Genomic DNA, 26,261 nt, shown 5'->3' on the forward strand with positions numbered 1-26,261 from the left:
ACTCCTTTGCCGGGTTAGTCGGCTCTACATACCAATAGTTTGTACTTTGGACAGGGCGATGCTGCCCAGCCCGGCGAGGTTGAGCATCAGCTCTCCCCCTGTCTGACTGATCGTCACGCTGCTGACGGTTGCCGGCAGGTTGGTGATCAGCGACGTGGCCTGGCCGTCGATGGTGGTCGAAGCCGTGAAGGTGTAAGTGCCCGACTCGACCGTGGTGCCCGAGTCGTTCTTGCCATCCCAGATAAAGGCGGAGTTACCGGCCTTCTGGCTGCCCAGGTCGATGGTGCGAACCGTCTTGCCGTCCTTGTCGACGATCTTGACCGCGACGGACGATACCGCTGATGGCACCACCACCGTGCCGTTGAGGCTTTTGGAGGTGTCGACCACCGCCTTGTCGCCGGGGGCAATGACTGAGCGCCCCACCAGCGACGAGGCCTGCAAGGCCTGGGACGAGTTGTAGTTGCTGGCCAGCCCGCTCACGGTATCGTTGAGGGTGGTGATGCCTTCCAGGCTGCTGAACTGTGCCAGTTGGGCAACGAACTCACCGTTGTCCTGTGGCGACAGCGGGTCCTGGTTTTTCAGCTGGGTAACGAGCAATTGCAGGAACGCATCCTTGCCCAGCTCCTTTTTACCGGTCGCAGCACCCGTCACCGAAGCCAGGCTATCGGAGGTGTTATTGGTCTTGACCGAGGAGTTGGCCAGAATCTCGTTGAGGCTCAAACCGCCGGTGGTATTGGTAACGCTCATGTGACTCGCCCCTTATCACTGACCCAGGGTCAGGACCTTCTGCATCATGGTTTTGGCGGTGTTCATCATTTCGGCGTTGGTCTGGAACGAACGACTGGCGGAAATCATGTCGGCCATTTCTTCGACGACGTTGACGTTCGGGTAATAGACGTAGCCCTTGGCGTCGGCAGCCGGATGGTTCGGTTCATAGCGCGCTTCGAGGTTGCTCTGGTCCTCGACGACGCCAAGCACCTGCACGCCCTGCCCGGCCGCATCCTGCTCCTGGAACAGCGAGTCGCTGCCGCCCGACTGGCCGCCCTGGAACATGGTGGCGAACACCGGGTGACGGGCCCGGTAGGTCTGGTCGATGCTCGACGAAACGGTCTCGGCGTTGGCGATGTTACTGGCGACAGTGTTCAGGCGAGTGGTCTGGGCACTCATGGCACTGCCGGCGATGTTGAATACGCTCGCAATCGACATGGCTTATTCTCCGCGCAGGGCCGAGATCAGCCCTTTGAATTTGCTGTTGAGCAGGGTGAAGCTGGCCTGGAAGTTCACGGAGTTCTCCGCGTAGTTGGACTGTTCCAGTTGAGCGTCCACGGTGTTCTGGTCGATCGAAGGTTGCATCGGCGTGCGATACATCAGCGACTCATCGCCGTTGCCCAGGCCTTCGGCCTCGATATGACGGTTGTTGGTCATGTTCAGGGCGAAGGAACCGTTCTTGGTTTTCTCGTTCTGCTCGGCGAGCACTTTGGAGAAGTCCAGATCCCGAGCCTTGTAGTTCGGGGTGTCGGCGTTGGCGATGTTGTTGGCCAGGACTTCGGCACGCTGGGCGCGGAAGCTCAGGGCCTGTTCGTGGATACCGAGCGCTTTATCGAAGCTGATGCTCATGTCGGAAACCTTTGGGTGACCAGAATGTACGTACATGGACATAGCAAGCGTCGTGCCACTTTCAAAAACCCCATAAACCGGGGCTTTGCGGGCATCGGCAAGGCGGCAATGCCAGAAAAGCGGCAACCGCTTTCCGCTTACCTGCCGCTTTTCTGCCGCTTTTTGAGTAGCACTGGCAATTACAGTGGGAGCGAGCTTTTGTGGGAGCCGAGCTTGCTCGCGATGAACGATGACGCGGTCGGGAGTTGAAACCGTGTTGCCTGCATCGCGAGCAAGCTCGGCTCCCACAAAAGCTCGGTCCACAGAGTGAGCAAGCACTAATCAGCAGGCATAAAAAAACGGGAGCCGGTAGGAGCTCCCGTTTTTTTGACGACCCGACCGCATCACTTCGCCTGGTAGATAATCCCCGGGCTGCACTGGACCATCTGGTAATGATCGGGCAAGCCGTTCAGCGCTTCGGACGCACCGAGGAACAGGTAACCGCCCGGCTTAAGGGTGCCGTGGATACGCAGCAGGATGTCCTTCTTCACTTCGGCGGAGAAGTAGATCAGTACGTTGCGGCAGAACACGATGTCGAACTTGCCCAGGCTGGCATAGCTGTCCAGCAGGTTGAACGAGCGGAATTCCACCCGGCTCTTGATCGGCGCCTTGACCACCCAGCGCCCCGGCCCTTTCGGATCGAAGTAGCGTTGCAGGCGATCAGGTGACAGGCCGCGGCCGATGGCCAGGCTGTCGTACTCACCGGTCTTGCAGTTGTTAAGCATGGTCCCGGACAGGTCCGTGGCGACGATCTGCACGCCGCCCTTCAACTGGCCGATGTTGGTCCGCTCGAACTCGTCGATGGACATCGACAACGAATAAGGTTCCTGGCCCGACGAACAGGCTGCCGACCAGATCCGCAGGCGCTGGCCCGGGCTGGCCTTGATGGCCGCCGGTAGCACCTTGTTCTTCAAGACTTCGAACGGATAGGTATCGCGAAACCACAGGGTTTCGTTGGTGGTCATGGCGTCCACCACCATTTCGCGCAAACCGCTGCGCGGCTGGGTCTGGATGCGCTGCACCAGCTCGCCCAACGATTTGAGGCCCTGTTGCTCCATCAATTTGTTGAGACGGCTCGACACCAGATATTGCTTGTTTTCACCAAGCAATATGCCACAGGCTTTTTCCAGGAAAACCCGGAACTGTTCGAAATCCAAATTACCCGTAGACAAGTTACCGCCTCTTTCCATTGTATTGATTTGCCGGGCACATAATGCGCCCGACCTTTATTCAGCTGCCTTGATCCGCTCGACCACCCGGGAAGCCAGGTCATCGGGGCGGAACTTGGCGAGAAAATCGTCGGCACCGACCTTCTTGACCATCGCCTGGTTGAAGACGCCCGACAGAGAGGTATGCAAAATGATGTGCAGCTTCTGCATACGCGGATCGCTGCGGACTTCCGACGTCAGGGTATACCCGTCCATCTCCGGCATCTCGATGTCGGAGATCATCATCAGGAACTCCTCTTCAGGTTTCTTGCCCTCGTCGACCAGCTTGCGCAGGTAGTCCAGCGCCTGCCGTCCATCGTTCAGCGCAATCACTTCGACGCCGATCGTCTGCAGGCAACGGGTCACCTGCTTGCGCGCCACCGACGAATCATCCACCGTCAGCACCCGCAGCGAAACCGCCTTGTGCTGGGTTTCGGCGTCCACCACACCGTGGGAGATGGTTTCCGTGGTCGGCGCCACTTCGGCGAGGATTTTCTCCACGTCGATGATTTCCACCAACTGGCCGTCGACCCGGGTCACCGCCGTCAGGTAGTGATCGCGGCCGGTGCCCTTGGGCGGTGGATGAATCTCCTCCCAGTTCATGTTGACGATGCGCTCCACCGAGCGCACCAGGAAACCCTGGGTCTTGGTGTTGTACTCGGTGATGATCACAAACGGATTGCTCTGATCCAGCAGCCGACCAGAACCGGTGGCCATCGCCAGATCGAGAATCGGGATGGTCGCTCCCCGGATGTTTGCCACACCGCACACGACGGGACTGGACTTGGGCATCAAGGTCAGCTTGGGGCATTGCAGCACCTCGCGGACCTTGAATACGTTGATCCCATATAACTGCTGGCCATCGAGACGGAACAACAACAGCTCCAGGCGATTCTGACCGACCAGCTGCGTGCGCTGGTTTACCGAATCCATCACTCCCGCCATGCCCTGACTCCTACCTAACGCTAATGTGTCCGACGCGCATTCATCACTAAACGGCACGGGGCTTGCTATTCAACCGGCATGAACACACAAACGACATTTTCTCGACGCCTGACCACTCATTGCCGCCTCTGGCTCGGTGTGCTGCTGGCTGCCTGCCTGTTCGCCTCGGGGGGACGCGCCCTTGCCGATGCTCCAGTTACCTTGCCTGATCTCCTTATCGGCGTCACTCAGGGCTTTCTTGAATTCACCGTAGAAGACTATCTGGCTTCCAGTCAAACCGAAGGTCGCTACGAAATCGAAGTCAACCAGATCGACCCGCGCTTACGCATGCCAATGTGCGACAAGGAATTGACTGCCTCCCTGGAAAGCCCCGCCAGGCCCCTGGGCCGGGTCACGGTAAAGGTCCGCTGCGACAGCACGGCGCCCTGGACAGTCTTCGTGCCGGCCCAGGTGCGCCTGTTTCGCGAAATCGTTACCACGACCCGCCCCTTGAAACGGGCCGGAATCGTCGAGCCCCAGGACGTGACGTTGCGTGAACGGGATGTCAGCCAGATCAACCAAGGGTTCCTGACCTCGGTCGATCAGGCCATCGGACAGAAACTTGTCCGACCAATGGTAGCCGACCAGGTCGTGACTCTCCTGCACCTGGAGCAGGCCGAAGTCGTCCGCAAAGGCGACCAGGTGGTGATCACCGCCCGCAGCGGCACGCTGGCCGTGCGCATGCCCGGCGAAGCCCTGTCCAATGGCGCCATGAACGAACAGATTCGGGTGAAAAACCTCAATTCCCAACGCGTCATCAAGGCGCAGGTGATGGCCCCAGGCCATGTGGAAGTGGCTATGTAGCGATCCGGTAGAGAGGGGTAGAAAGCTGGCGCTTGACCCTGCTGTTCCCTAGACTGTGCCTTACGCAAGGCAAGCGCAGACGTGCGCACGCTCATTGAACAAATGAGCCTAAAGTTTTTTTGGGGATGGCCGAAAACATGGCAAGCGTCCAAATACCCAGAGGTTTTTTACCATGGTCATCGATTTCAATCGTTTAAACAGCTCTTCACCATTGACAGGCACTACGCGCCCCAGCGCCAGCAAGGAAACCGAAAAATCCTCGCCGGCCGAGCAAGCCACCACTGTCAAGAACGGGGAGTCGGTACACCTCAGTGATGAGGCTCAGCAGTTGCAGAAGGTCACTGACAAGCTGCGCGATCAACCTGTCGTCGACAACGCCCGCGTGGCCGAGTTGAAAGCAGCTATCGCCGATGGCAGCTATAAAGTCGACAGCAACCGTGTAGCCAGCAAACTGCTCAACTTCGAAGCCCAGCGCTAGGCCGCCGCCTGCGCAGGCTTTTGGACGCTAAGACCCAAGGCCAGCCATGCACGACACTAATTTATTGCAACTGATCATCGACGACTTTGCTCCAGCGCAACAATTGCTGGAGCTGCTGCAGACCGAATCCCTGGCGCTGCACGGTCGTGACATGCCCTTGCTGGAAAATATCCTGGCACAGAAACAGGCATTGATCATTTTGCTCGATCAGCATGGCCGCAAACGCAGCGAGATTCTCGCCAGCCTCAACCTGCCCGCCAACAACGATGGCCTCGAGCAACTGGCCAGCCAGTCGACGCTCGGCGATCAATTGTTGTCCCAAAGCGCAGTGCTCAATGACCTGCTCGCCCAGTGCCAGGCGGCCAACGCCCGCAACGGCCAGTCGATCCAACTCCAGCAAGCCGCTACCGCCAACCAGCTACGCATCCTCAATGGCGGTGAGATCCCGACGCTTTACGATGCTCGCGGTTCGACCGCCAAGATGGTCAAGCACCGCCCGCTCAGCCAAGCATGAAACGAACCATGCCTGCGCTCTATCAACCCGCGATAGATGCTGGCAAAATGCTGGCTATTCGTAGTCGTATTTTGCCTGGAGATTGACCCACCGTGTTCAATGCCTCAAACGCGGATGATGCTCCGCAACCGCCCAAGGTCCTTACCACGCCCCTGGAAATCTCCGGCAACTTGCGGATGCTGCAAGATAGCCACGATCCGTTGATCATCACCTTCCACGAACGCACCCAGCGCTTCCAGAGCTATCTGGTCGACGTCGATCGCGAGAAGAACACCCTGGCCCTGGATGAAATGATCCCCCGCGACGGGGAGCGTTTCCTGCTCGCGGGCGAGCCGTTTCGGGTCGAGGGTTTCCATGATGGCGTACGCATCGCGTGGGAAGGCAAGGGTCCGCTGACAATCAATGAATCCAGCGAGGGTCGCTGCTATCGCGGCGCCTTGCCCGACGAAGTGGTTTATCACCAGCGTCGCAATGCCTTCCGCGCCGCCCTGAAGCTGGCGCAACTGGTGAACATCGAACTGGGCGGCGACAAGCTCAAGTCACCGGTGAACGGCAAACTGCTGGATATCTCCGCCACCGGCTGCAAGCTGCGCTTCGATGGCGACATCACCGAGCGCCTGCAATTGGGCCAGGTTTACGAGCGCTTCATCGCCGCCCTGCCCTTTGGCAACATGACGGCACCGGTCGAACTGCGTTACCTGCATTTCGAAGAACGCATCAACACCACCTTCGCTGGCGTGCGCTTCCACAATATCAGTGGCCTGGTGCAGCGGCAGGTCGAGCGTTTCGTTTATCAGTTGCAGCGCGAAGCGCGCCGCTTCGATAAAGACGATCTCTGATCTTAAGCGCCCAAGTATTGCTGCGCCTGGACTGACCTCATCGCGAGCAGGCTCGCTCCCACAGGGACTTGCGGCGTTACCGCACCCCATGTAGGAGCGAGCCTGCTTGCGATTGGGAGCACCGCGGCCCACTTACCTGACCTGAGGCTCCTCAGCCTCAGCCGTCTCTGCCACCGGCTCGACCTCCGGATTAGGCGCCACCTGCATCTGCTCCTGCACCACTTGCTCATCGACCCTCGGGTCGAGGCATGCCACCAGCGGCGAACTGGACATGCTGTCGGGCATCGCCACGTGATGCAGCGGTGCGTCATCGACCTGATGCAGGTTGGTCACCGCTTTCGGCCGTATGCGCCACACCAGTACCAGTGCGAAGAAGGTGAAGAAGGCGTACAGCATGTGGCTGCCGAACGACTTCATCAGCACCCCGGCCACCAACGGGCCAATACTCGCACCCACGCCGTAGGTCACCAGCAGCATCGCCGTCAGCGACACCCGGCGATCGGCTTCGACGTGGTCGTTGGAAAATGCCACCGCCAGCGGGTACAGGCAGAATTGCATCAGCGAACAGAAGAACCCCGCGACGAACAGGACTTCCAGTGGCACCGTCGACAGGATCGCCAGTGGCGCCGCGAAGACCGCCAGGCACAGGGCAAAGCAACGGATCAGCAGCGCCCGGTCGTAACGGTCGGACAGCCAGCCCAGCGGCCACTGCACCAGTAGACCGGCAAAGATGCAACTGCCCATGAACAGACCGACCTGTTCGGTCGACAGCCCTTGCTGGGAGGCATACAGCGGCGCCAGGCCATAGAACGAGCCGACGATCAGGCCGGAGCCCAGCACTGTGCTCAACGACTGCGGGACGCGCTTGATGAAGAACCGCGGCTCCATGGGCGCCGGACGCAACGGCGCCGGGTGGATCCGGCGGGTCAACGCCACCGGCACCAGGCACAGGGCAAAGCACAGCGCCACCAGCATTAGCAGTTCCAGCCCCAGGGCCGGGTGGATCACCAGGATCAATTGACCCAGCACCATCCCCAGGTACGAGGCGATCATGTAGCCGCTGAACACCACCCCGCGTTGCTTGGCATCGGCCTGCTCGTTGAGCCAGCTCTCGATGACCATGTACTGGCACATCATGCCGAGACCGACGATTATCCGCAGCACCACCCAGGCCGGCAGCCAGCTCACCAGGCCGTGGCCCAGCACCGCCGCACCGACGATCCCGGCACAGGCCGAATAGGCGCGAATATGCCCGACGCGGGCAATCAGCCGATGGCCGATCTTGCCGCCCAGCACCAGGCCGAAATAGTTGGCGGCCATCAGCGCACCGACCCACAGGCTGTCCACATGCTCGGCAGCCAGGCGCAAGGCCAGGTAGGTACTCAAAAGCCCCGAGCCGATCAGCATCATCAGCGAGGCGAAATAAAGCGCTCGAAAAGGTTTCCAGATTTGGCGCATCGGCGTTCCGAGCGGCTCCTTGAGATAAGTAGGGGCTGTTTGTGAAGACAGCCCGAATGCAACGTTTCGTTAGGCCTGAGCTGCCAGCACACGCCGTTCCCAGGGCGTGATTTCATCAAAGTAGCTGGTCAGTTCCAGGGTTTTCGTCGCGATGTAGCCTTCGATGAACTCCGTACCAAACAGTTCCTTCGCCAGAAGGCTACGTTTCAGACGCTCCAGGGCAGCGTGCAAGGTACATGGCAACGACAGATTATCCGGCACCTGGAACTCGCCCTGTATCGCAGCGCTCGGCTCCAGGCGACTTTCAATCCCGTGAAGACCGGCCGCCAGGCTGGCGGCAATCGCCAGGTAGGGGTTGGCATCCGCCCCGGGCAAGCGATTTTCGACCCGTCGGGCCACCGGCGAACTGGCCGGAATCCGTAACCCGGCCGAGCGATTGTCGTGGGACCAGCAGGCATTGTTCGGCGAGGCGAACGGATGACACAGGCGCTGGTAGGAATTGACGTTCGGCGCGAACAGCGCCGTGAAATCCGCCATGCCCGCCTGCTGCCCGCCAATGAAGTGCCTGAACGCCGCCGTCGGCTCGCCAGCCTCGTCGCTGAACACATTACGACCGCTGTCCAGCTCGACGACACTCTGGTGAATGTGCATCGAACTGCCCGGTGTATGGGCCAGCGGCTTGGCCATGCACACCACGGTCAGGCCGTGCTTGAGAGCGACCTCCTTGAGCAGGTGCTTGAACAGGAAAGTCTGGTCGGCCAGCAGCAGGGCATCGCCATGCAGCAGATTGATCTCGAACTGGCTCACGCCCATTTCATGCATGAAGGTATCGCGCGGCAACCCCAGGGCAGCCATGCACTCATAGACCTCATTGAAGAATGGGCGCAGACCGTTGTTGGAGCTGACACTGAACGCCGAGTGACCGTCTTCACGACGTCCATCCAGGCCCATCGGTGGCTGGAATGGCTGGGTCGGATCCGGGTTGGGTGCAAAAACGAAGAATTCCAGCTCGGTCGCCACCACCGGCGCCAAGCCCCGGGCGGCGTACCGGGCGATCACAGTCTTGAGCTGGCCGCGTGTCGAGAGCCGGGAGCTTTCACCGGTCAGCTCGTCGGCATCGCAGATCGCCAGGGCACGGGGGTACGCGCTCCAGGGCAGGCGGTGGATCTGTTTCGGGTCGGCCACCAACGCCAGGTCGCCATCGTCACTGCCATAGAAACGCGACGGTGGATAACCGCCCATGATGCATTGCAGCAACACGCCCCGGGCCATCTGTAACCGCCGTCCCTCCAGGAAACCCGCGGCGGTCATCACCTTGCCCCGCGGTACGCCATTGAGGTCCGGCGTGACACATTCAATCTCATCAATGCCCGTCAGTCGCTGTGCGAGTGAAGCTAGGCCATCGGTCGTCATGACGCATTCCTTGTTATGTGCGAGCCGCGAACGGCAACCCGTACAAAATAGGCTTCAGCTGTTCGGAATATCAAGCACCCGGGACAATAAACACCCGAGTTTGGAATGCCCTGTGGGAGCGAGCCTGCTCGCGATGGCGGTATCTCAGTCAACCCGACATGAACCGACCCGGCGCTATCGCGAGCAGGCTCGCTCCCACAAGGATTTATGCTGCCAGGGCCTCCTGAGCGGGACGAACTCAGGGCAGATAAATCCGAAATACTCCACCCCCCAGCGCACCGCCATTGGCAATTTCGGTCCGCCCGCACACGCCGCCGCGCTGATGCAGCCCGGCTATCCGCGCGGCGAAGTACAGGCCCAGCCCGGTGCTGCCGCTGCTGTGGTTGATGCCCTGCACATAATCGGCCTGGCGCTCGAGCATTTCAGGCGGATAGCCTTCGCCGTCGTCATTGATGGTGAGCACCAATTGCCCGGCCTCATCGCTCGCACTGATCAACAGCGCCTGCCGGGCGTGGCGAATGGCATTGTTGATGCAGTTGTCGAGCACCGAAGCGATCAACTCACGGTCGAAAAAGCCCAGGGGGCTCAACGGGTCGACTTCATAGGTGACCATGATCCCGCGACTGCGGAACACCTCCTGATGGCCGGCCAGCTGCGCCTCGATGAAATCATCCAGCTCGTGGTAGGCCGGGTGCAGCGGCAACTGGTTGACACCCAGCTTGTACAGCCCCAGCAGTTGCACCATCAAGCCATTGAGGTGGGCGAATTCGAACTCCATCACCCCCTGCTCGGGGGTCTGCTGCGCCGCTTCGGGCAAGCGCTCGAGCCACTGCGCATGAGCCTGCATGAGCAGGGTCAGGGAGTTTTTCATGTCGTGTACGGTCGACGCGATCACCGTGGAAAAATCGAGTGCCTGTTCGCTGTCATTCATCGCTAAATGCCTTGCTTCGCAGTTTCTGATAGCGCGCAAAACGCGCATCGGTGTCGGGCATCATGCCCACCAGTTTCAGGCAGGCGCGACATTCCTCCAGCAGCTCCGACGCCACACTGGTATCGGTGCCATGCAGCAGGGATTGCGCCATGTTCAGGGCAATACTGATGTTCTTCGGTTGCATCTTCAGCGCACGGCGGAACAACTCCCGTGCCTCGGGCAACGCGCCGGTCTTGTAGACCCGCACACCTTCGCGGTTCAGCTCGGCGGCGGCATTGCCCTGATTGAGAATGTTCGGGTCGTCGGTGAGCTTGGCAATGCCTTGCATCACCGTCGGGTCATCCCCGTAGATTTCCGCGCAGTTCTTGAGCATCGACTCGCCGGCGCTGGTCTGGCCGAGCATCCGCAATTGCTTGGCCACCAGCAGCGCGGCCTCGGCACTCATGAACTGCTCCATGCCGTCGAGGCGCTGCAAGGCCTGCTCGGTGAGTTTTTCCGCGGTTTCGGCATCGTTCAACAACAGGCTCGTGGCCTTCATCAGTCGCGCCCGGACCTGCAATCCCGGGTCGTTGAGGTTTTCCTTCGCCACCGCACTGAGGGTCGTGTTGATCTCCAGCCGGGTCCGGGTGTCGAGACCTTTCTCGCTGCCTTTGCTGATCAGGGCATGGGCCAGGCCGAGGTTGCTTTCCGGATCCTTGAAACGCGACTGCGCGCCCTGCCCGACCGCCTGGCGGTAGGCCCTGGAGGCGGTGTCGTAGTCTTCGTTGGTCATCGCCAACTTGCCCAACAACGATTGTCGACGCACCGCCAGGGGCGACAGGCGAACCGCTTCCTCCAGCACCTCCTGCGCCTGTTTCGTGTCGCCTTCGGCCACCAGGACATCGGCCATGCCGTCATACAAGGCAGGCATCATCGGAAAGGCCTTGAGGGCCTTTTCATAGACAGCCTTGGCCTGCGCCACCTGACCGCGCTTGAACATCAATTTGCCCAGGCCCGCATAGGCCCAAGGCAACGGACGATCGGCCAGGATGGTGTTGTACAGGCGCTCCAGGGCTTCGTTCTGGTTCAGGTCCCGCAGGGCATCGGCCCGATAACGCAGACACAACGGCCCGTAGCGCGGATCCTGCTTGCACAGGGCGATGCAAGCATTGAGCACTTCCAGCGGCTTGCCACGATCCAGCGCCTGGAGAATCGGCTTGAGCAGGGTCTTGCGCTGCTCCAGCCGTTCCAACCGCTGGGCCAGACCGGAGCGGTTGAAAGGCTTGGTCAGGTACGCATCGGGCTCATGCTCCAGGGCACTGAGCACCATGGCCTGGCTGGTCTCGGCGGTCACCATGAGAAACACACTTTCATGGCTGATGAGCTTCTCGATCATCAAGTCTTCCAGCACCTGCTGACCGTTCTTGCGGCCGTCGCCCAGGTGATAGTCCTGCAGGATGAAGTCATAGCGCTTCTGCGAACACATGCGCAGCGCCACTTCGCCGGTATCGGCGGTGTCCACGTCCTTGACGCCCAGCTCACGCAACATGGAGCGGATCGAGCTGCGGAAATCCGAGAAATCATCGACGATCAGAAAGCTTTTTTGGTGGTACGCCAGCATCGAGGATGTCCAGGCAAGTAAAAAGATGCACCCAATGGCAAACAACGAAAATGCGGTCCTGCACTCCGTGGGCGCGCAGATGATAGCCACAAGCCACTAACGAGCAAAAGATTTTCCGAATCTCTTGTGCTGGCCGTGCCTTGGCGCACATTGCGAACCGTTCCAGCACACACAGGTACGGGAGAAAAACGGGCTTATCAGGCTATCGGCTGAAGTTGGATTTCCGTTAAGCGGATCGCAGGTAAGAGGATCGAAAGGTTGTTGCCAAGAAGCAGGCGTCCAGGCCAGGAAGCTCATTTGAAGATGTCGGAAGCCGGGGCCGACTCAGCGCTCTGCACCAGATCGATCAACCAGGTTCGCAATGCCACGACTTTTTTCGAGTTGGCCATTTCCAGCGGCGTCACCAGATAGAAGCCCGGATCGGACTTCAACTTGAGGTTGAACGGCACTACCAGTCTTCCCGCCTTCAAATCGTCATCGACGTAGGTGGATCGACCGATGCACACCCCCAGTCCGTCGATGGCAGCCTGCACCGCCATCATTGTCAGATCGAACGTCAGCCGCGTGCCTTCGGCGAGCTTCTTCGATTGCCCGGCCGCGCTCAGCCACATGTTCCAGTCGTTACTGGTCATGCCACTGACCTGCAACAGCGTGTGATTGACCAGATCGACCGGGCTTTTCAGAGCCTTGGGCCCGGTCAGCAGCTTGGGGCTGCATACAGGAAAGATCTCGTCGGACATGAGCCAGTCTGCCCGCAGGCCCTTCCAGTCGCCGAAACCGTAGCGGATCGCGGCGTCGATGCCACCCTTGCGGAAGTCGACCAGCTCGGTTGACGCGGTCACCCGCACGTCAATATTGGGAAATGCTTCCTGGAAGGATGCCAGGCGAGGCAACAGCCACTTGGACGCCAGGGAAACCAGCGTGCTGATGGTCAACACGCTGTTGTTGGTCGATTCGAGCAACATTTGTGTGGAGTAGCGCAGTTCATGAAATGCCGAGCGAATGCCCGGCAAGTAGGCATGGCCTTCGGCGGTCAGCGCCAGACCGTCCTTGAGCCGCAAGAACAGGCGAAGACCCAATTCGTCTTCAAGCCGGCGGATCTGATGGCTGATGGCGGTCTGCGTGACATTGAGCTCTTCGGCAGCCTTGGTAAAACTCATATGGCGAGCAGCCGATTCAAACGCTTTCAATCCATTGAGAGAGGGAATTCTGGCGACCATAGGGGTGCGTAATGCTCATGAGTTTTTGTCATAAGGTAGCGCCAAAGAAGTCCTTTGCAAAACGTTTCAGCGGTCGCGGATCCTAGTGGCCCGCGCATTCGGGCATCCGCTCCTCGTCTATAAGGAAATACTCATGAAACTGTACTTTGCCCCCATGACCTGCTCACTGTCGCCGCACATCGTGCTGCGTGAACTGGGCTTGCCTTTCGAATTGATCCGAGTCAACAACAAGACCAAAGCCACCGCTGACGGTCGTGACTTTCGCGACATCAACCCAAAGGGTTACGTGGCCGCCCTGGTGCTGGACAACGGCCAGGTGCTGACCGAAGGTCCTGCCATCCTCCAATACCTGGCGGATCAGGTCCCGGACAACTCCCTGGCGCCGGCCAACGGCACCTGGGAACGTATCCGCTTGCAGGAGCTGCTGAACTTCATCACTTCGGAAATCCACGGTGGCAGCGCGCCCTTGTTCAACGCCGATACTCCTGAACCCACGAAACAGATTTTCCGGCAGAAGCTGTTCAAGCGCCTGGATTACTTGAACAAAGGGCTGGTGAGCAATAACTATCTGCTGGGCGACTTCGGCCTGGCCGATGCTTACCTGTTCACCGTGCTCAAGTGGCTGCCGTTCTTCAATATCGATGTCAAGGACTGGCCGGAGCTGGCGTCATTCATGAATCGCATCGAAGCACGTCCAAGCGTACGCGCCGCCATTGCTGCGGAAGAGGCAACACAACCGGTCTAATCATGGGCGGCAGAAGCCGGTCGATGCTGGCTTCTGCTGATTCTTTGGAGAGTCGGATTGGCACTGTACCGCTAGAGACGAACGGCTCGAGGGATGCGCCAACCTTCGATCATATGGTGTCCCAGGGCAGGTTCGAACTGCCAACCTTCCCCTTAGGAGGGGATAGGATATTAAAGACCAAGCAAGACAGATACCACCATATCCGGCATAACCCGTTGTTTTATTAGTTTTTTTAATAAAATGAGAGACAGTCGTGACCATTAAAAGACCTTGAGCGACAGGAGAAGTAGTTGCTAAAGTAGTGACCAGTAGTCACCTAGAGCATCGACATATGGCAGGCAATAGCCAAGACAAACGCGTCAACGATCAACGACTAAGAGGGCTCGGCGACGGGGGCACTCTTACCGAGTCTATGCTAGGTCGCGGGACTGGGAGCATCCTGTTTAAAAAAGTAGGCGCCGTTACGACAGCTTACTACCGCTGGACGATTAACAAAAAAGCAGGACTTTTGAGCATAGGCCAATACCGATCCACTCCCAATGCTCCCGGCCTCACGCTAGCGGAAATCCGAGAGAAGGCACGCGACCTCGTCGCAATTTTGCTGGAGCACGGCAACCCCAAGGCATATCTAGAGAAAAACGCGGCGCAGGAGGAGGCGCAACGCGTGGTCGATGCGAAAATCGCCGATGACGCATCTAGAGTGGGTACATTTCAGGATCTTCTAGATAATTACTGTGACGACCTTCTGGCCAGAGGAAGAGTGAAAGCAAAGCAGGTCGCGGGCATGTTCAAGCTCCACGTTAGCACCCCCTTCCCCGAGCTTGTGGCAAAACCAGCCCGTGACATCACTGTTTATGACATCACGACCATCCTTAAACACGTCCTTGCCGGAAAGCCAAAAAATCGAGGCAAAAATCACACCACTCCCGCCCCCGCCTCTAACATGCGTTCGACCACCGACACCCTGCATGGCTACCTTAGTACCGCGTTTGAAAAAGCGCGGAGCAGCATTACCAGTCTTGAACGAAAAGTCGAAGATTCGAAGAATTTTGATATCACTACCAACCCAGTATCAGGTGTCGGAGGCCTAGAAGATGTTTACAAAGGTGATACCGAGTCGCTTGAGCAAGCTGAGCTTGCTGAACTGCTTATCTATCTCGACACCCTGCCGGATCGACAAAGAGCGATCGCACTTGCCCCAATCTATTTTGGTGGACAACGTCTTAAAATGCTCGCAGCCCTTAAGTGGGAACGAGTTTCTGACGACGGCATTACGCTGATTGATATCAAAGGCAAGGGAAAGCCCAGGCTCTATTTTCTGCCTTTTACCCCCCGCATTACCGAGATAATTAAGCCATTGCTCGACCTGCGTCTCAGCGCGGAAGGCCCTTTCGCCCTGACCCATAACTTGATACGGGCTGACGCCTTTAGCAAACTATTTAGCGAGGCTGGAACCCGCCTCAGCGAAGCCGGTGGGTCAGATGAGGCAGCGTCCAAGACCCGCTATTTCACTTGGAAAAACATTCGAGTATCTGCTGAGACAATGCTGGCAGGCATCGGGATTAGTCGGGAGACTAGGGCCCACATCCTCTCGCACGGGAGATCGTCCGTACAAAACAAGTTTTATGATCGGAACAGCTATCTTGTTGAGAAAACCGAAGCTCTCACGAAGTGGGGAGACTTTCTAGACGACATTCGGCAGAAAAAGTACCGCCCTGATCTAAAAATACAATCCCTCAACGAGCTTCGCGGGGATGACTACAAGTGAACCGTTTCCCCGCCGCCCTACGCCGACTTACCAACACAGTTCGAAGCGCCAGGCGGTAGTCAACTTGTAGTCGCTCACGTCCGATTCCGGTTTTTTGTGCAGCGGAGCGCCGTGGCCATGCCATACTGGACCGGCGCCCTTGAGCGCCGTAACCGTCCGGGAAACACGCCTTTCTGATGCCGTCGCTTAAGGCTATGGTTGCTGGCTCGCATGGAATTAACCTGAGGCCAGCCACACACCCCGTGACCATCCGCGCCGCGGGGTATATCCGAGGAAGCGATCCTGCTCCCAGACAGATGTGATCACTAGGCAAGACATGTTGGACAGACGCACACTCAAAGCCCAATTACACACCCATTCACACCCATTTAACGGTAAGCAGATGTGCAGATGCTTCGCTTGGAGAAAAGAAAACTCTCCGCACTTACTGCGCCACCGCGTTTTCGGCACTCAAGGCAGTGATCTATGACTTCAGCCCAAGCCGTGCAGGTGAGCACTAACGTGGCTTCCTCGGCTCATGGAATGACAAGCTGGTGTGCGATGACTTTACTGGCTATTTATGACAAAGCCTGTCGCATTTCGTAGAAATACATTATTTTGTCCGATTGTGGCTAATCGCCACTGGCGCCGGAGTTTCAAATGATAAGTTGGTTAAACGAAAACACTGGAGCAGTGCAAGGTCTGGCCTCAATTTCAGTGGCCATATTGACTGCCTTGCTTGCTCTCTTCACGTACCGATATGTGAATCTAACTGGAGCTATTGCCAGTGCGGCGAAGGAGCAAGTCGAGCTAGCGCGCATTCAGGCGGAGGTTTCAGCGAGCCTTGCAGAGTTGGCGCAGGAGCAGCGGGCTCTCAACCAACAGCGCTTAGACGAGGTAAAAGACAAAGAAGAAACCAGCAGACAAGAGGGCAAACGCGAATTGGACAGACTCGCTGCGCGTTTGCTGACTCAGCTCTCTGGATCAAGCTCGGAACCTGAACTTGACTACCTCAAAAACTCGCCGGCAATCTCTGAGGAAGTTTTTGATTCAATCCGGAAAGCCGCAGAGCAAGCGCGAGATCCCAATACTGGTCACCTTGAAAGTGCAATTGCATCACTTGAAGCTATCGCCGCGCTGCAAAATCGTATCGCTATCAGTCCCCAGAATCCCTACGTCTTATCGACATCAGAACGGGAGTCGTACAAAACGAACCTCCGAAATGCCCGAGATGGGCTTAAGACTTTTACCTCCTACCGTCCAAATAATGAACGATACTAAGGTGACCTAACATTTTCATCAACAGAACTAATCTCCGCGGGCGCGGCTTTAGCCTTTAATTCCAAGATGTCCGGGGCCCAGGCTGTGTGAAAACGTAAACATCCCAAAGAATGATCATTCCCAAGAGTCTCACCGGAATTAGCACGCAATAACGCAAACGTCTGGGTTACCGGCATAGATGATTTTAATGCCCTTTGGGCCGCGTCAGCAGCTCAAAGGGCACCTCATGAGCGAGCGTGATTCACGCCCTGATCACCTCAAGCAGTACGGCGACACCGAAGATACTCATCATTCGTTTGAGGTTGTACGCGAGCACATGAAGGTTCACCTCAGTACTGACTCGCGGCAGCGTTTTAGTCAGGAAGTTTGTAGCTCCCATCCAATATTTTAGCGTTTCAAGTAGATGCTCGTCCGCCTGACAGCGAACCTTCATTTTCCCTGGCTCATGTTCCAATCGCCTTTACACTGCATCCACTACCGCTTCATGCTCCCAGCGCTTAACTCGACGCTCTGTGCCCGTCGTACACTGCTTTTTCATCGCGCAGAGTTGCCAGCCAGTGAAGTAGTGACAGTGAAGTAACATGCGTATGCGTCCGGCCAAGTCATCTACCCAGCCCCGAAAAGCCAAGACATGGTGTGCACTTAAATTAAGTGGACACCAGTTCTAACCTTTTAAGTGGGTATTTATGCAGCCAACACGCCGTTCCTATTCCAAGTCCTTCAAAGCCCAAGTCATTCAAGAGTGTGCCCAGCTTGGTGCTTCGATTGCCAGCGTCGCCCTCAGCCATAACCTCAACGCAAACCTCGTCCACAAATGGATTCGGCTGCAATCGCAGAAAAGCACAGCGCTGCAACCTGCATTTATTCCATTACCCGTGTCGCTGGCTGGGACAAAATCCCACCCATCATCATCGAACATCTGCGTTGAAATACAGCACACGCGCGGCACCGTAAAAGTGAGCTGGCCCACTGAAAATGCTGCTGCCTGCGCGACCTTTCTTCGAGACCTTCTGCGATGATTCGCATCGACTCCATCTGGCTCGCCACCGAGCCGATGGACATGCGCGCCGGTACCGAGACGGCATTGGCCAGGGTGATCGCAGTGTTCGGTGCGGCGCAGCCGCACTGTGCTTATCTGTTCGCCAACCGCCGCGCCAATCGCATTAAAGTGCTAGTGCATGACGGCTTCGGGATATGGCTGGCAGCGCGCCGGTTAAACCAAGGCAAGTTTCACTGGCCTGGCATTCGCCATGGCTCTGAAATGGAACTCGATACCGAGCAGCTTCAGGCATTGGTGCTGGGTCTGCCATGGCAACGTGCAGGCTCTGGAGGCTCGATCACACTGCTTTAACCGCGACCATTAGCCTATCGGTCTATCGCCGCGAATTGCCTGCTCTGGCAAAATCGGCCCCATGACTTCGCTACCCAATCTCGATCACCTGCCCCCTGAACAACTGCGCGCCTTGGCGGCGCAGTTAATTCAGCGTGTCGAGACGCTCGACCAACAAGTTGAGACGATGGGCAAGACCGTTGAGACCATGGGCAAGAAGATCAACCGTGATCAAACGCTGATCGAGAAACTGACCCACGAAATCGCCCAGCTCAAGCGTTTGAAATTTGCCAAACGCAGCGAGCAAATGAATCCCGAGCAGGCCAGCCTGCTCGATGACCTGATCGATACCGATATCGCAGCGATTGAAGCAGAGCTTCAAAGCTTGCAGGCAGTGATAACTCCGTCTGAGAAAAAGCAGAAGCCCAAGCGCACCGCATTACCGGTTGAGTTTCCACGCACGCTGATCCATCACGAACCGGACGACACTTACTGTCCATGTGGCTGTGCTCTCAAGCGCATCGGCGAGGATGTCAGCGAGAAGCTGGACTACACGCCCGGCGTATTTACCGTTGAACGCCATGTACGTGGCAAATGGGTCTGCGATGACTGCGAAACGCTGACCCAGGCGCCCGTACCGGCGCAGGTTATTGATAAAGGCATTCCGACTGCGGGCCTGCTGGCCCACGTCATGATCGCCAAGTTTGCCGACCACCTGCCGCTTTACCGTCAGGAATCGATCTTCGGTCGAGCTGGCCTGGCGATTCCACGCTCAACCCTGGCTCAATGGGTTGGTGTAACTGGGGTTCAGTTGCAGCCGCTGGTCGATGCGCTGCGCGACGTGGTGCTCGGGCAGCTGGTTATTCATGCCGATGAAACACCCGTGCAAATGCTCATGCCGGGAACGAAGAAGACTCACCGCTCCTATGTGTGGGCCTACGCCACCAGCCAATTCTGCGAAACAGCGGCAGTCGTTTACGACTTCAGCCCCAGCCGCGCCGGTGAGCATGCTCGCAGCTTCCTGCAAGGCTGGAAGGGCAAGCTGGTCTGCGATGATTTTGGTGGTTACAAGGCCAGCTTCGAACTCGGTGTGACCGAGATCGGCTGCATGGCCCATGCGCGACGCAAGTTCTTCGAACTGCATGCCACCAACAAGAGCATGCTCGCCGAGCAGGCCCTGCGCTACATCCAGTTGCTTTACGAAATCGAAAGTGAAGTTCGCGACCTGGAACCGGATTTACGCCGTCGAATTCGGCAAGAAAAGGCTGTGCCTGTGATGGATGCGCTGCATGCCTGGATGATCGCCCAGCGCGATCTCGTGCCCGAAGGTTCAGCTATCAGCAGAGCACTGGATTACAGCCTGAAACGCTGGTCAGCGCTGTCGCGCTACCTTGATGACGGGGCCGTACCCATAGACAACAATTGGGCCGAGAACCAGATCCGACCATGGGCTCTTGGACGCAAGAATTGGCTCTTCGCAGGGTCGTTACGCAGCGGCAAGCGGGCGGCAGCGATCATGAGCTTGATCCAGTCTGCGCGGCTGAATGGCCATGATCCGTATGCCTATCTGAAGGACGTTCTCACGCGCCTGCCGACACAGCGGGCTAGTGAGATCGATCAATTGCTGCCACACAACTGGCAACCGGTTTGGTTGCGCGGGGCGTGATCCCGGAGGCATGCGCTCCGCGTAGCATTCTAGTCACTGCTTGTTGGTTCGATTTACGATGGTGACCATAATTTTCGCACTGTGTCGAAATCGGAGGATGAAAATGAAAGGAAGCTGCGCTTGTGGGGCTGTAGGTTATGAGATCGATAGCATTGATACGCCAATTAGCCATTGTCATTGTAGTACCTGTCGGAAGACCCATGCTGCGGCTTATGTCTCCACAGCTGGGGTGTTGAGAGAGCATTTTAAATGGACTCAAGGGGTCAACGCAGGTGTGTCAGCGATATGGGCTAGAGATGGAAATGTCCTGTAACGCAGACGAGCCTCTGCCGAGATACGGCATAAATCCGCCACATCCTCAGTACGACTCAGCCGGAAGTAGTAGGTATGCATGCTTTCTATCTTTCAGGTTCACTGGATTCGTAGTCTAATTTTACCTCGCATAACTCAGTTCAGCATCCACACATGAGAAAGCAACTGCTCGAATTCACTCATCCGCTGTGTCAGCGAACGAGTCAAAACGTCCTTGGAGTAAGCATGGGGATCATGTCCGTTCATGCGTACGGATTGGATAAACTCATGATCGTCGACGTCTGTTTGCCGCTCCGCAGAAACTGCGAAAAGCCAGTTCTAACCCCCAACGCCCAAGGTCGGATCTAGTTCCCCGCCCAAATATTGGCCGAGTCGTCGAGTTAACGCTACAGCGCCGGTCACCGAGTAATCGCTTCGGTGTACATGGAGACCTTGGCCTTTGGCTGCTTACCTTGCGGTGGACTTATGGAGTGCTTCTCGCTAATGTCATATCCAGAATACTGACGCATTTCGGCTACTTAAAAAGGGATATCTATATGGAAGTACGTTGCGCATCAATTGAGGAAGTTCGTCAGCACATAGACCGCATCGATCGCGATGTGGTTGCACTCCTCGCCAAGCGAGGCGACCTCGTCACTCAGGCGGCGGGTTTCAAGAAAACCACTGATGATGTGCGCGCTCCAGCCAGGGTTGAACAGGTCATCAGTAAAGTGCGCGGAATTGCAACCGATTTCGGCGCCTCACCTGATGTCGTGGAACGGGTATATAGAGCTATGATCTCTGCATTCATTGAAGAAGAGTTGAAAACTCACTCAACCTTAAAAGAGAAGTTTTAAAGACTTCGGCTTTCACAGTCACTGAGGCTCCGCGAGGCTGGAATTTAAGCCCCGTACCTCAACTCTAAAAGCCGCGACGGCGAGCACAGCAAACGATGTTTGATGCGCCTCCCGACGTTGGAGGCGAGTGAGATGGGCCAGTTGCTGCCGCATAACTAGGAACCGGTTTCATCACGCAAGATGTGATGCCCAGACGCTTACTAACATGCCATTTTCCGTCATCGAGTGCCGCCTAGTTAATAACTATCCCGCAGGCATTGGTACTCGTCCGGCGCAGCAAGATAGATGAAATCCTACTTGCCGAATCTAGCTTCCGCCTTGCTGCCAGATGTCGCCCACTTCAAAACGCGCTACTGAGTTGCCTGACAAAAGCACAGCCAACATTTCCTAGCCTCCCCCTCCACACGAGAAAATGTGCCCAATTCAGCCCTTAAAAAAAACCGTCAATGCTATTGACATTTGCAAAACTACTTGACTTTAATATTGTTTTGCCACCAAAATAGCGCATCAACTGGCCACTGGGAGGCAATATGAATGAAGTAATTTCTGATCGTTTTTTGAGCATTAAACAAGCAGCGAATCTATTTAACGTGTCAACACGGACGATCGGACGCTGGGAGAAAGCCGGACAGCTACCTCCGAAAACGCGACTAAGTCATAAGACGGTTGGCTGGCGAGCAAGCCGGTTTCAAGAGTTTATGGATACACTGTGAGCCAAGCGGCAGGGCGCGGAGAATCGAATGATTTACCGTTTATGAAAGGCACCTACAGGGTGCCTTTTTTTGGCCCATTTTTTTGAAATCAGTCTGACTACACAGTGAGACATCCAGTCAATGCAGAGTAACCTTCCTGCCAAGTCACCTACACAGGTGCATCGCAATGGCGTAAGCGGAGTACCCTGTGACGCCAATTCAACATTAGTTGTCAGTTAGCATTTGGGGAGCATGCTCAGCTAGTTGTATTCGCCGACCGCTTAAAGCTAGCCGACTTCGTAATGTATCCGTCGGGAACAAATCTTTCTTATGCGAGAACACCGGGCCTGTAGGCTGACGCGCACCTCCTTCGATCCGAAAAGAGCTTCAGCGTCCCAAAGCCCAATTACACATCCATTCGCACCCATTCACACCCATTCACACCCATTTAGCGTAAGTGTGTAAGCCGGCCATCACGCCTTGTGCAATTAAACCGGTTGCCACATATGCGGCAGCAACTGATCGACTTCACTTGCAAACGTGTGAGAACCCCTTTCAGATAGACATGGTCGTGCCCGTTGAGCCGCGCAGACCGGATCAAGCTCATAATCGCCGCTGCCCATTTTCCGCTGCGTAGCGTCCCTACGAAGTTACCAAACAGCGCTCTTCGCATTTCTACGCGTGAGCGAACCTAGCAAATCGGCTACAGGCAAGCCACAAAAAATATGCCAGAGCAGCACCATTTCTTGTTCAGTTCAAAATGGACTAGCGCTATCAATCTGTGCGAACTGACAGCCCTCCCCTTTCGTCTCTCCTCCTAGTGCAGCGGCAAACGCGGTTCTTCCGATGCAGCGAGAAGCAGTTTTAGGCAAGTCACTATCAAAGCAACGGGCAATACCGCGCTCATCGCAAATGTAGGCACCCACCTGGAAGAGCGCTGCCGAATCTGGTGCCTCGGTGAGCAGCCGCTAGAACGAGAGCGACTGGCGAAGAATGAAGCACATGACACTGATCCCCACGGCCTTGACTGGCGACAATCGGTCCAAGGGCTTGTTAGCATCGTCAGTCTCCCGACGTGCGGCATCGGAAGGGCAAGCGCCGGGAAAACAGATGGTTTAACAGGCGCCCACAAACAGCGTATAGCCCATGTCAAAATCCCAGTTATTCAAGGCCGCCCCTCACAAGCCTCCCAACTGGATTCACGTGCAGGAAAATAGCAGGTAGACATCCATATTTACTGGTACTAGCGGAAATCCAGGTTGCTGAGGATTCCGGAGAGTAGCATTTCCGCCTCGCTCTCCGATTTCCGTCCACACGCCTCCTGAGCCCAAGTCAGATGCTCAACGAGACAAAGCCTCTGCATCCCAGACACCAGAGTCAAGCTAAGAGCCTGTCAAAAACGGGCAACCAGAACGCTTGCTCAGTGGCAATCTCAAACGCAAAAAGCGATGATGTCACCGAGAGCTATTCCCGATCGGCAACAAGGGGGGGTGGGCTCATAAGCGCTTGGTCATCTCATCATTCGGCTATGATCATGGGTTGGCGGTACCTATGACACAACGAGTGTTGGCACGTCACCGCTGCGATTAATTAATAACCTTCAATTCTAAATGATTATCGAATCGGGTCATCATTCGGGCTATGGAAGAAATTTGGCATGATTGGAGCACCGAATGTTCAACGTTGATTCAAGAGGCAACCACGCCATTGCCCCGATAGAGAGGCTTTGTCGTTGCGGCGTGAGCCGGATGCCCCAGCTTCTCCGAAGACAGCCGCCGATTTGTCCTGCACCCACAGCCTTATAACCAAAGATGCACTTAGCCCAGACATTAAGCATGACAAGGCTTATCTGCCTTTGACTAGGTACTACGGAAGTAAACGCAGACTTATCGACTGGATGGTTAGCGAGTTTCTACAATACGACTTCCAAACTGCGCTTGACGTTTTCGGAGGAACATCCACAGTCTCCTTAGCTCTAAAAAATTTAGGTAAACAGATAACATACAATGACATATTGGAATCGAACCGAATTACGGCTACTGCTTTACTTTCCAACCAGTTATGCCTTACGACTCATCAAGATTTAGATGATTTTTTTTCGAAAGTCATACCTGAACATGGATTTGTATCAGAGTACTTCCATGGAATTTATTATACTGCTGAAGAAAACAATTGGCTTGATGGCGCAATCAAAGAGCTAAACAAAATCGAAAACACACTAAAAAAATATGAAATATTATATTGCGTGATGCAGGCTTGTTTGCAAAAGCGGCCCTTTAATCTTTTTCATCGAAAAAACTTGTACTTAAGGGAAAACAATACTAGAGACACCAAGTTCGGCAACTGGGCGACCTGGGAAAGACCCTTTACAGTTCTCATCCGTCGAGCACTGGGCGAAATAATAAAAGCACGACAGCCCTCCAAGTACGACCCCATCATTCTGCCTTGCACTGACGCCATTGCCATCCCCTCGGGCTATGACTTTGTCTACCTTGACCCGCCATACGTACCATTGAAAAAGCAAGACATATCTTACATGGACAGATACCACTTTCTTGAGGGGCTTTGTAACCCGGAGCAATGGAAAGACAAGATTGATTTAGCGAAGAGTAATCGACCAATCCCGAGCCCAGAGGATATGTGTAAATGGACAAACAAAAAACACTTCAAAGACCATCTATTCTCGCTGATCGAGAAGCATAAGCACTCTACTGTATGTCTTTCTTACGTCCATGATGCATATCCTAATATTCAAGATATTAAGAACTTTTTTTCGACAACGTTTAGGAATACTGTTCTGCTTGAGCACGACATGGCCCACGCTTTAAGTAAAAAAACAAAAAAGGAAGTTATTCTCATAGGGAGATCGTAATGGAAATGTCAAAATTTAGGTTTGTAGTGCAAGCACCACTCTTGTATTTTGGAGTATTGGTGGCAATTGCAATAGGCATAGGGGCCATGCTCTACTTAACGGATGCAAATGCCGACGCCCGGTACATTGGTATACTTAGCGGACTTGTGACAGGCTTAGGTATTGCAGCGATACAATTTTTTACACAATACATAGAACAAAACACTCTGGCCGAATATAAAAAACATGGCCTGGATGAATTCCTCCCTAACAGAAAAGATGCAGAGTACTACCGGAATTTGATTAAGCAAACAGAAGTCGGAGATAAGATTGTAGTGGTCGGAGTTACGTGCAACAGGTTATTAGACGACTTCGCCAATCCAGCTAATGCCCAATCACAAGATCTTCTGGAAGCAATGGCACGAAATGTCGATGTAACCTTACTACTACCAAAAACAAAATATCTCACAGAAGCAAATCGTTCAGACTTCAACCTAAAAACTTTTCCTGCGGCACAAGCCATCGCAGCACAGCACCCAAACTTTAAAATCCTTTACTACGACTTTGAACCTTCACATAGTATTTTTTTGGCAGGATCATACTGTGTGGTTGGGCCAATATTCAGAAGCATACCAAGCAAAGATACACCTGCGATAAAGTTCCACAAGGATGGACGCTATATAAAACCATATATTAATTATATTAACGAAACAATAAATAGCGCTTCTGCCGATCATGTGTAAGAAAATCAAAATCGCTGCACCTGGGCGCATTCATGTCAATTTATTTGACATGAGCAAAAGCGGATACCGACAAAACGGGGGCATTGGGTTCTGCATAGCTGGATTGGATACCATTATCGAGTTTGCAGCACGCAAAGATTTTAGGGTGATCGACAAGCGAACAATCGGACACTCGGATCGAGAAATCATTGCACTAATAGGTTTTTTAGAGCAACTATATGCATCGCGTGAGCATGTACAGAAATTTTCTGTAAAATTTCTTTCCGGCCCAGCGCCACACAGTGGTTTTGGAACAGGCACATCTACCCGATTAGCTTGTGTCGAGGCTGCCAATCGGTTTAACAAAGTTGAAGCTGATGTAAATAAAATTATATCAGCGTCCGGACGAGGTGGAACTTCTGGAGTTGGTGTTAATACCTATTTCAGCGGAGGAATGAGTATAGACCTTGGGGTTAAATCGACTGGCTTACCTCTAGCCCCCTCGTCCGCAAGGCAAGGTCCCCGGATCCTGCCGACCCAAATACTAAGCCTTCCATTGCCAATCAGTTGGAGAGTCGGCATCGTTGTGGTGCCAAAGGCCTATAGAATTTCAGCAGAAGAAGAAATTAATTTTTTAACAGAACGTGCCCTGTAAATTTTCTCTCGGTTCAACAGTCAATCTATCATGCATTGTCAGGGATGGCGTGCAGCGCGATTGAGTCGGATTTTGACACCTTCTGCTCGGCTATCAATGCTATTCAGGAAACTGAATGGAAAGAGGCAGAATGGCGTGCGCAGGGGAACACACTCACTGCACTTAGAAAATCTCTGCACGCGGCCGGTGCCAAATGCGTTGGTCTTTCGAGCTTAGGTCCGGCTGTCTACTTCATGTCTGATGACCTTGATGAAGTATTCGCTCGTCTTAACCTACCTAGTGATTACTACTTGACAAAATGCCTGCCCAACAATTCAGG

26 protein-coding genes and 4 pseudogenes are annotated in these 26,261 nt (G+C 55.4%); 16 read left to right on the top strand and 14 right to left on the bottom strand.

Going from position 1 to position 26,261, the window contains the following annotated elements:
• Positions 1 to 24: 24 nt before the first annotated feature.
• The 5 genes from flgD to LOY35_RS21160 form a co-directional block, all read right to left on the bottom strand.
• Positions 25 to 747, bottom strand: a complete 723-nt coding sequence (gene flgD, locus LOY35_RS21140; protein ID WP_258626659.1) for a flagellar hook assembly protein FlgD — start codon at positions 745 to 747, stop codon at positions 25 to 27.
• Positions 748 to 762: 15 nt separating this feature from the next.
• The gene (gene flgC, locus LOY35_RS21145) at positions 763 to 1,206 is read right to left on the bottom strand and encodes a flagellar basal body rod protein FlgC (RefSeq protein WP_003204730.1); all 444 of its coding nucleotides are present in this window, start codon (positions 1,204 to 1,206) and stop codon (positions 763 to 765) included.
• Positions 1,207 to 1,209: 3 nt separating this feature from the next.
• Positions 1,210 to 1,617: a flagellar basal body rod protein FlgB gene (flgB, locus tag LOY35_RS21150; protein ID WP_258626660.1), complete on the bottom strand. Its 408-nt coding sequence runs from the start codon at positions 1,615 to 1,617 to the stop codon at positions 1,210 to 1,212.
• 383 nt (positions 1,618 to 2,000) lie between these two features.
• Complete coding sequence (gene cheR / locus LOY35_RS21155; protein ID WP_258626662.1) at positions 2,001 to 2,828, bottom strand: protein-glutamate O-methyltransferase CheR; 828 nt, start codon at positions 2,826 to 2,828, stop codon at positions 2,001 to 2,003.
• A 54-nt stretch (positions 2,829 to 2,882) separates the two neighbouring features.
• Positions 2,883 to 3,809, bottom strand: coding sequence for a chemotaxis protein CheV (locus tag LOY35_RS21160; RefSeq protein WP_258626664.1), 927 nt, complete (start codon positions 3,807 to 3,809; stop codon positions 2,883 to 2,885).
• A 78-nt stretch (positions 3,810 to 3,887) separates the two neighbouring features.
• Between LOY35_RS21160 and flgA the strand changes: the two genes are divergently transcribed.
• From flgA to LOY35_RS21180, 4 genes are all read left to right on the top strand, one after another.
• Complete coding sequence (gene flgA / locus LOY35_RS21165) at positions 3,888 to 4,652, top strand: flagellar basal body P-ring formation chaperone FlgA (protein WP_258626667.1); 765 nt, start codon at positions 3,888 to 3,890, stop codon at positions 4,650 to 4,652.
• Positions 4,653 to 4,824: 172 nt separating this feature from the next.
• Positions 4,825 to 5,130, top strand: coding sequence for a flagellar biosynthesis anti-sigma factor FlgM (flgM, locus tag LOY35_RS21170; RefSeq protein ID WP_258626668.1), 306 nt, complete (start codon positions 4,825 to 4,827; stop codon positions 5,128 to 5,130).
• Positions 5,131 to 5,176: 46 nt separating this feature from the next.
• Positions 5,177 to 5,644, top strand: a complete 468-nt coding sequence (locus LOY35_RS21175; protein ID WP_258626672.1) for a flagella synthesis protein FlgN — start codon at positions 5,177 to 5,179, stop codon at positions 5,642 to 5,644.
• Positions 5,645 to 5,736: 92 nt separating this feature from the next.
• The gene (locus tag LOY35_RS21180; RefSeq protein WP_258626674.1) at positions 5,737 to 6,483 is read left to right on the top strand and encodes a flagellar brake protein; all 747 of its coding nucleotides are present in this window, start codon (positions 5,737 to 5,739) and stop codon (positions 6,481 to 6,483) included.
• A 132-nt stretch (positions 6,484 to 6,615) separates the two neighbouring features.
• Here LOY35_RS21180 and LOY35_RS21185 read toward each other — a convergent pair whose 3' ends face one another.
• From LOY35_RS21185 to LOY35_RS21205, 5 genes are all read right to left on the bottom strand, one after another.
• Complete coding sequence (locus tag LOY35_RS21185; protein WP_258626678.1) at positions 6,616 to 7,941, bottom strand: MFS transporter; 1,326 nt, start codon at positions 7,939 to 7,941, stop codon at positions 6,616 to 6,618.
• A 69-nt stretch (positions 7,942 to 8,010) separates the two neighbouring features.
• Positions 8,011 to 9,252, bottom strand: coding sequence for a glutamine synthetase family protein (locus LOY35_RS21190; RefSeq protein WP_258633701.1), 1,242 nt, complete (start codon positions 9,250 to 9,252; stop codon positions 8,011 to 8,013).
• A gap of 340 nt (positions 9,253 to 9,592) precedes the next feature.
• Positions 9,593 to 10,285, bottom strand: a complete 693-nt coding sequence (locus tag LOY35_RS21195) for a sensor histidine kinase KdpD (protein ID WP_258626680.1) — start codon at positions 10,283 to 10,285, stop codon at positions 9,593 to 9,595.
• Positions 10,278 to 11,885 (bottom strand): tetratricopeptide repeat-containing response regulator, encoded by a 1,608-nt coding sequence (locus tag LOY35_RS21200; RefSeq protein ID WP_258626682.1) that lies wholly within the window; start codon positions 11,883 to 11,885, stop codon positions 10,278 to 10,280. Before LOY35_RS21200 ends, LOY35_RS21195 begins: the two co-directional genes overlap by 8 nt.
• Positions 11,886 to 12,178: 293 nt before the next feature.
• Complete coding sequence (locus LOY35_RS21205) at positions 12,179 to 13,105, bottom strand: transcriptional regulator GcvA (protein ID WP_258626684.1); 927 nt, start codon at positions 13,103 to 13,105, stop codon at positions 12,179 to 12,181.
• 133 nt (positions 13,106 to 13,238) lie between these two features.
• Here LOY35_RS21205 and gstA point away from each other — a divergent pair, with 133 nt between their 5' ends.
• The 3 genes from gstA (at position 13,239) to LOY35_RS21220 (ending at position 16,878) form a co-directional block, all read left to right on the top strand.
• Entirely contained in the window at positions 13,239 to 13,850 is a 612-nt protein-coding gene (gene gstA / locus LOY35_RS21210) for a glutathione transferase GstA (RefSeq protein WP_258626686.1), read from the top strand.
• 331 nt (positions 13,851 to 14,181) lie between these two features.
• Positions 14,182 to 15,618: an integrase family protein gene (locus LOY35_RS21215; protein WP_258626688.1), complete on the top strand. Its 1,437-nt coding sequence runs from the start codon at positions 14,182 to 14,184 to the stop codon at positions 15,616 to 15,618.
• 639 nt (positions 15,619 to 16,257) lie between these two features.
• Positions 16,258 to 16,878 (top strand): hypothetical protein, encoded by a 621-nt coding sequence (locus LOY35_RS21220; protein ID WP_258626691.1) that lies wholly within the window; start codon positions 16,258 to 16,260, stop codon positions 16,876 to 16,878.
• A 241-nt stretch (positions 16,879 to 17,119) separates the two neighbouring features.
• Here LOY35_RS21220 and LOY35_RS21225 read toward each other — a convergent pair.
• Positions 17,120 to 17,461, bottom strand: a pseudogene (locus tag LOY35_RS21225) (transposase); the annotation flags it as partial.
• A 103-nt stretch (positions 17,462 to 17,564) separates the two neighbouring features.
• Here LOY35_RS21225 and tnpA point away from each other — a divergent pair.
• From tnpA to LOY35_RS21245, 4 genes and pseudogenes are all read left to right on the top strand, one after another.
• Positions 17,565 to 17,897 (top strand): IS66-like element accessory protein TnpA, encoded by a 333-nt coding sequence (gene tnpA / locus LOY35_RS21230; protein WP_122324941.1) that lies wholly within the window; start codon positions 17,565 to 17,567, stop codon positions 17,895 to 17,897.
• On the top strand, positions 17,894 to 18,229 hold the full coding sequence (tnpB, locus tag LOY35_RS21235) for an IS66 family insertion sequence element accessory protein TnpB (protein ID WP_024669638.1): 336 nt from the start codon (positions 17,894 to 17,896) through the stop codon (positions 18,227 to 18,229). The genes tnpA and tnpB overlap by 4 nt, the downstream gene beginning before the upstream one ends.
• A 61-nt stretch (positions 18,230 to 18,290) precedes the next feature.
• Positions 18,291 to 19,874 (top strand): IS66 family transposase, encoded by a 1,584-nt coding sequence (gene tnpC, locus LOY35_RS21240; RefSeq protein ID WP_122324940.1) that lies wholly within the window; start codon positions 18,291 to 18,293, stop codon positions 19,872 to 19,874.
• A gap of 103 nt (positions 19,875 to 19,977) precedes the next feature.
• A pseudogene (locus LOY35_RS21245) lies at positions 19,978 to 20,136 on the top strand (GFA family protein); the annotation flags it as partial.
• Here LOY35_RS21245 and LOY35_RS28435 read toward each other — a convergent pair.
• Together LOY35_RS28435 and LOY35_RS28670 are read right to left on the bottom strand one after the other, a co-directional pair.
• Positions 20,136 to 20,267, bottom strand: a pseudogene (locus tag LOY35_RS28435) (N-acetyltransferase); the annotation flags it as partial. The pseudogenes LOY35_RS21245 and LOY35_RS28435 overlap by 1 nt on opposite strands.
• A 54-nt stretch (positions 20,268 to 20,321) precedes the next feature.
• Positions 20,322 to 20,447 carry a transposase domain-containing protein gene (locus tag LOY35_RS28670; protein WP_397417207.1) on the bottom strand — a complete coding sequence of 42 codons (126 nt, stop codon included), beginning with the start codon at positions 20,445 to 20,447 and terminating at the stop codon, positions 20,322 to 20,324.
• Between the two features lie 275 nt (positions 20,448 to 20,722).
• Here LOY35_RS28670 and LOY35_RS21255 point away from each other — a divergent pair, with 275 nt between their 5' ends.
• The gene (locus tag LOY35_RS21255) at positions 20,723 to 21,022 is read left to right on the top strand and encodes a chorismate mutase (protein ID WP_004668039.1); all 300 of its coding nucleotides are present in this window, start codon (positions 20,723 to 20,725) and stop codon (positions 21,020 to 21,022) included.
• 530 nt (positions 21,023 to 21,552) lie between these two features.
• Positions 21,553 to 21,735 carry an AlpA family transcriptional regulator gene (locus LOY35_RS28675; protein ID WP_098950608.1) on the top strand — a complete coding sequence of 61 codons (183 nt, stop codon included), beginning with the start codon at positions 21,553 to 21,555 and terminating at the stop codon, positions 21,733 to 21,735.
• Positions 21,736 to 22,202: 467 nt separating this feature from the next.
• On the opposite strand, the pseudogene LOY35_RS21260 reads toward LOY35_RS28675, so the two are convergent.
• Positions 22,203 to 22,363: pseudogene (locus LOY35_RS21260) on the bottom strand (transposase domain-containing protein); the annotation flags it as partial.
• Positions 22,364 to 23,440: 1,077 nt separating this feature from the next.
• Between LOY35_RS21260 and LOY35_RS21265 the strand changes: the two are divergent.
• From LOY35_RS21265 to LOY35_RS21275, 3 genes are read left to right on the top strand one after another with little or no spacing between them, the layout of a single operon-like run.
• Positions 23,441 to 24,586: a DNA adenine methylase gene (locus tag LOY35_RS21265; RefSeq protein WP_258626692.1), complete on the top strand. Its 1,146-nt coding sequence runs from the start codon at positions 23,441 to 23,443 to the stop codon at positions 24,584 to 24,586.
• Positions 24,586 to 25,308 (top strand): hypothetical protein, encoded by a 723-nt coding sequence (locus tag LOY35_RS21270; protein ID WP_258626693.1) that lies wholly within the window; start codon positions 24,586 to 24,588, stop codon positions 25,306 to 25,308. The genes LOY35_RS21265 and LOY35_RS21270 overlap by 1 nt, the downstream gene beginning before the upstream one ends.
• Positions 25,301 to 25,942 (top strand): hypothetical protein, encoded by a 642-nt coding sequence (locus LOY35_RS21275; protein ID WP_258626694.1) that lies wholly within the window; start codon positions 25,301 to 25,303, stop codon positions 25,940 to 25,942. The genes LOY35_RS21270 and LOY35_RS21275 overlap by 8 nt, the downstream gene beginning before the upstream one ends.
• Positions 25,943 to 26,261 lie beyond the last annotated feature (319 nt).

It is taken from the genome of Pseudomonas sp. B21-028, assembly GCF_024749045.1.
Classification (GTDB): domain Bacteria; phylum Pseudomonadota; class Gammaproteobacteria; order Pseudomonadales; family Pseudomonadaceae; genus Aquipseudomonas.

Bases quoted from the DNA above. Each gene is read 5' to 3' on its own strand.
- flgB (WP_258626660.1), bottom strand. From the start codon at position 1,617: ATGAGCATCAGCTTCGATAAAGCGCTCGGTATCCACGAACAGGCCCTG.
- flgM (WP_258626668.1), top strand. From the start codon at position 4,825: ATGGTCATCGATTTCAATCGTTTAAACAGCTCTTCACCATTGACAGGC.
- LOY35_RS21160 (WP_258626664.1), bottom strand. From the start codon at position 3,809: ATGGCGGGAGTGATGGATTCGGTAAACCAGCGCACGCAGCTGGTCGGT.
- LOY35_RS21255 (WP_004668039.1), top strand. From the start codon at position 20,723: ATGGAAGTACGTTGCGCATCAATTGAGGAAGTTCGTCAGCACATAGAC.
- LOY35_RS21195 (WP_258626680.1), bottom strand. From the start codon at position 10,285: ATGAATGACAGCGAACAGGCACTCGATTTTTCCACGGTGATCGCGTCG.
- flgD (WP_258626659.1), bottom strand. From the start codon at position 747: ATGAGCGTTACCAATACCACCGGCGGTTTGAGCCTCAACGAGATTCTG.
- tnpA (WP_122324941.1), top strand. From the start codon at position 17,565: ATGCAGCCAACACGCCGTTCCTATTCCAAGTCCTTCAAAGCCCAAGTC.
- LOY35_RS21205 (WP_258626684.1), bottom strand. From the start codon at position 13,105: ATGGTCGCCAGAATTCCCTCTCTCAATGGATTGAAAGCGTTTGAATCG.
- LOY35_RS21275 (WP_258626694.1), top strand. From the start codon at position 25,301: ATGTGTAAGAAAATCAAAATCGCTGCACCTGGGCGCATTCATGTCAAT.
- tnpC (WP_122324940.1), top strand. From the start codon at position 18,291: ATGACTTCGCTACCCAATCTCGATCACCTGCCCCCTGAACAACTGCGC.
- LOY35_RS21270 (WP_258626693.1), top strand. From the start codon at position 24,586: ATGGAAATGTCAAAATTTAGGTTTGTAGTGCAAGCACCACTCTTGTAT.
- flgC (WP_003204730.1), bottom strand. From the start codon at position 1,206: ATGTCGATTGCGAGCGTATTCAACATCGCCGGCAGTGCCATGAGTGCC.
- LOY35_RS21175 (WP_258626672.1), top strand. From the start codon at position 5,177: ATGCACGACACTAATTTATTGCAACTGATCATCGACGACTTTGCTCCA.
- LOY35_RS21220 (WP_258626691.1), top strand. From the start codon at position 16,258: ATGATAAGTTGGTTAAACGAAAACACTGGAGCAGTGCAAGGTCTGGCC.
- tnpB (WP_024669638.1), top strand. From the start codon at position 17,894: ATGATTCGCATCGACTCCATCTGGCTCGCCACCGAGCCGATGGACATG.
- LOY35_RS28675 (WP_098950608.1), top strand. From the start codon at position 21,553: ATGAATGAAGTAATTTCTGATCGTTTTTTGAGCATTAAACAAGCAGCG.
- LOY35_RS21215 (WP_258626688.1), top strand. From the start codon at position 14,182: ATGGCAGGCAATAGCCAAGACAAACGCGTCAACGATCAACGACTAAGA.
- gstA (WP_258626686.1), top strand. From the start codon at position 13,239: ATGAAACTGTACTTTGCCCCCATGACCTGCTCACTGTCGCCGCACATC.
- LOY35_RS21190 (WP_258633701.1), bottom strand. From the start codon at position 9,252: ATGACCGCCGCGGGTTTCCTGGAGGGACGGCGGTTACAGATGGCCCGG.
- LOY35_RS21185 (WP_258626678.1), bottom strand. From the start codon at position 7,941: ATGCGCCAAATCTGGAAACCTTTTCGAGCGCTTTATTTCGCCTCGCTG.
- LOY35_RS21200 (WP_258626682.1), bottom strand. From the start codon at position 11,885: ATGCTGGCGTACCACCAAAAAAGCTTTCTGATCGTCGATGATTTCTCG.
- flgA (WP_258626667.1), top strand. From the start codon at position 3,888: ATGAACACACAAACGACATTTTCTCGACGCCTGACCACTCATTGCCGC.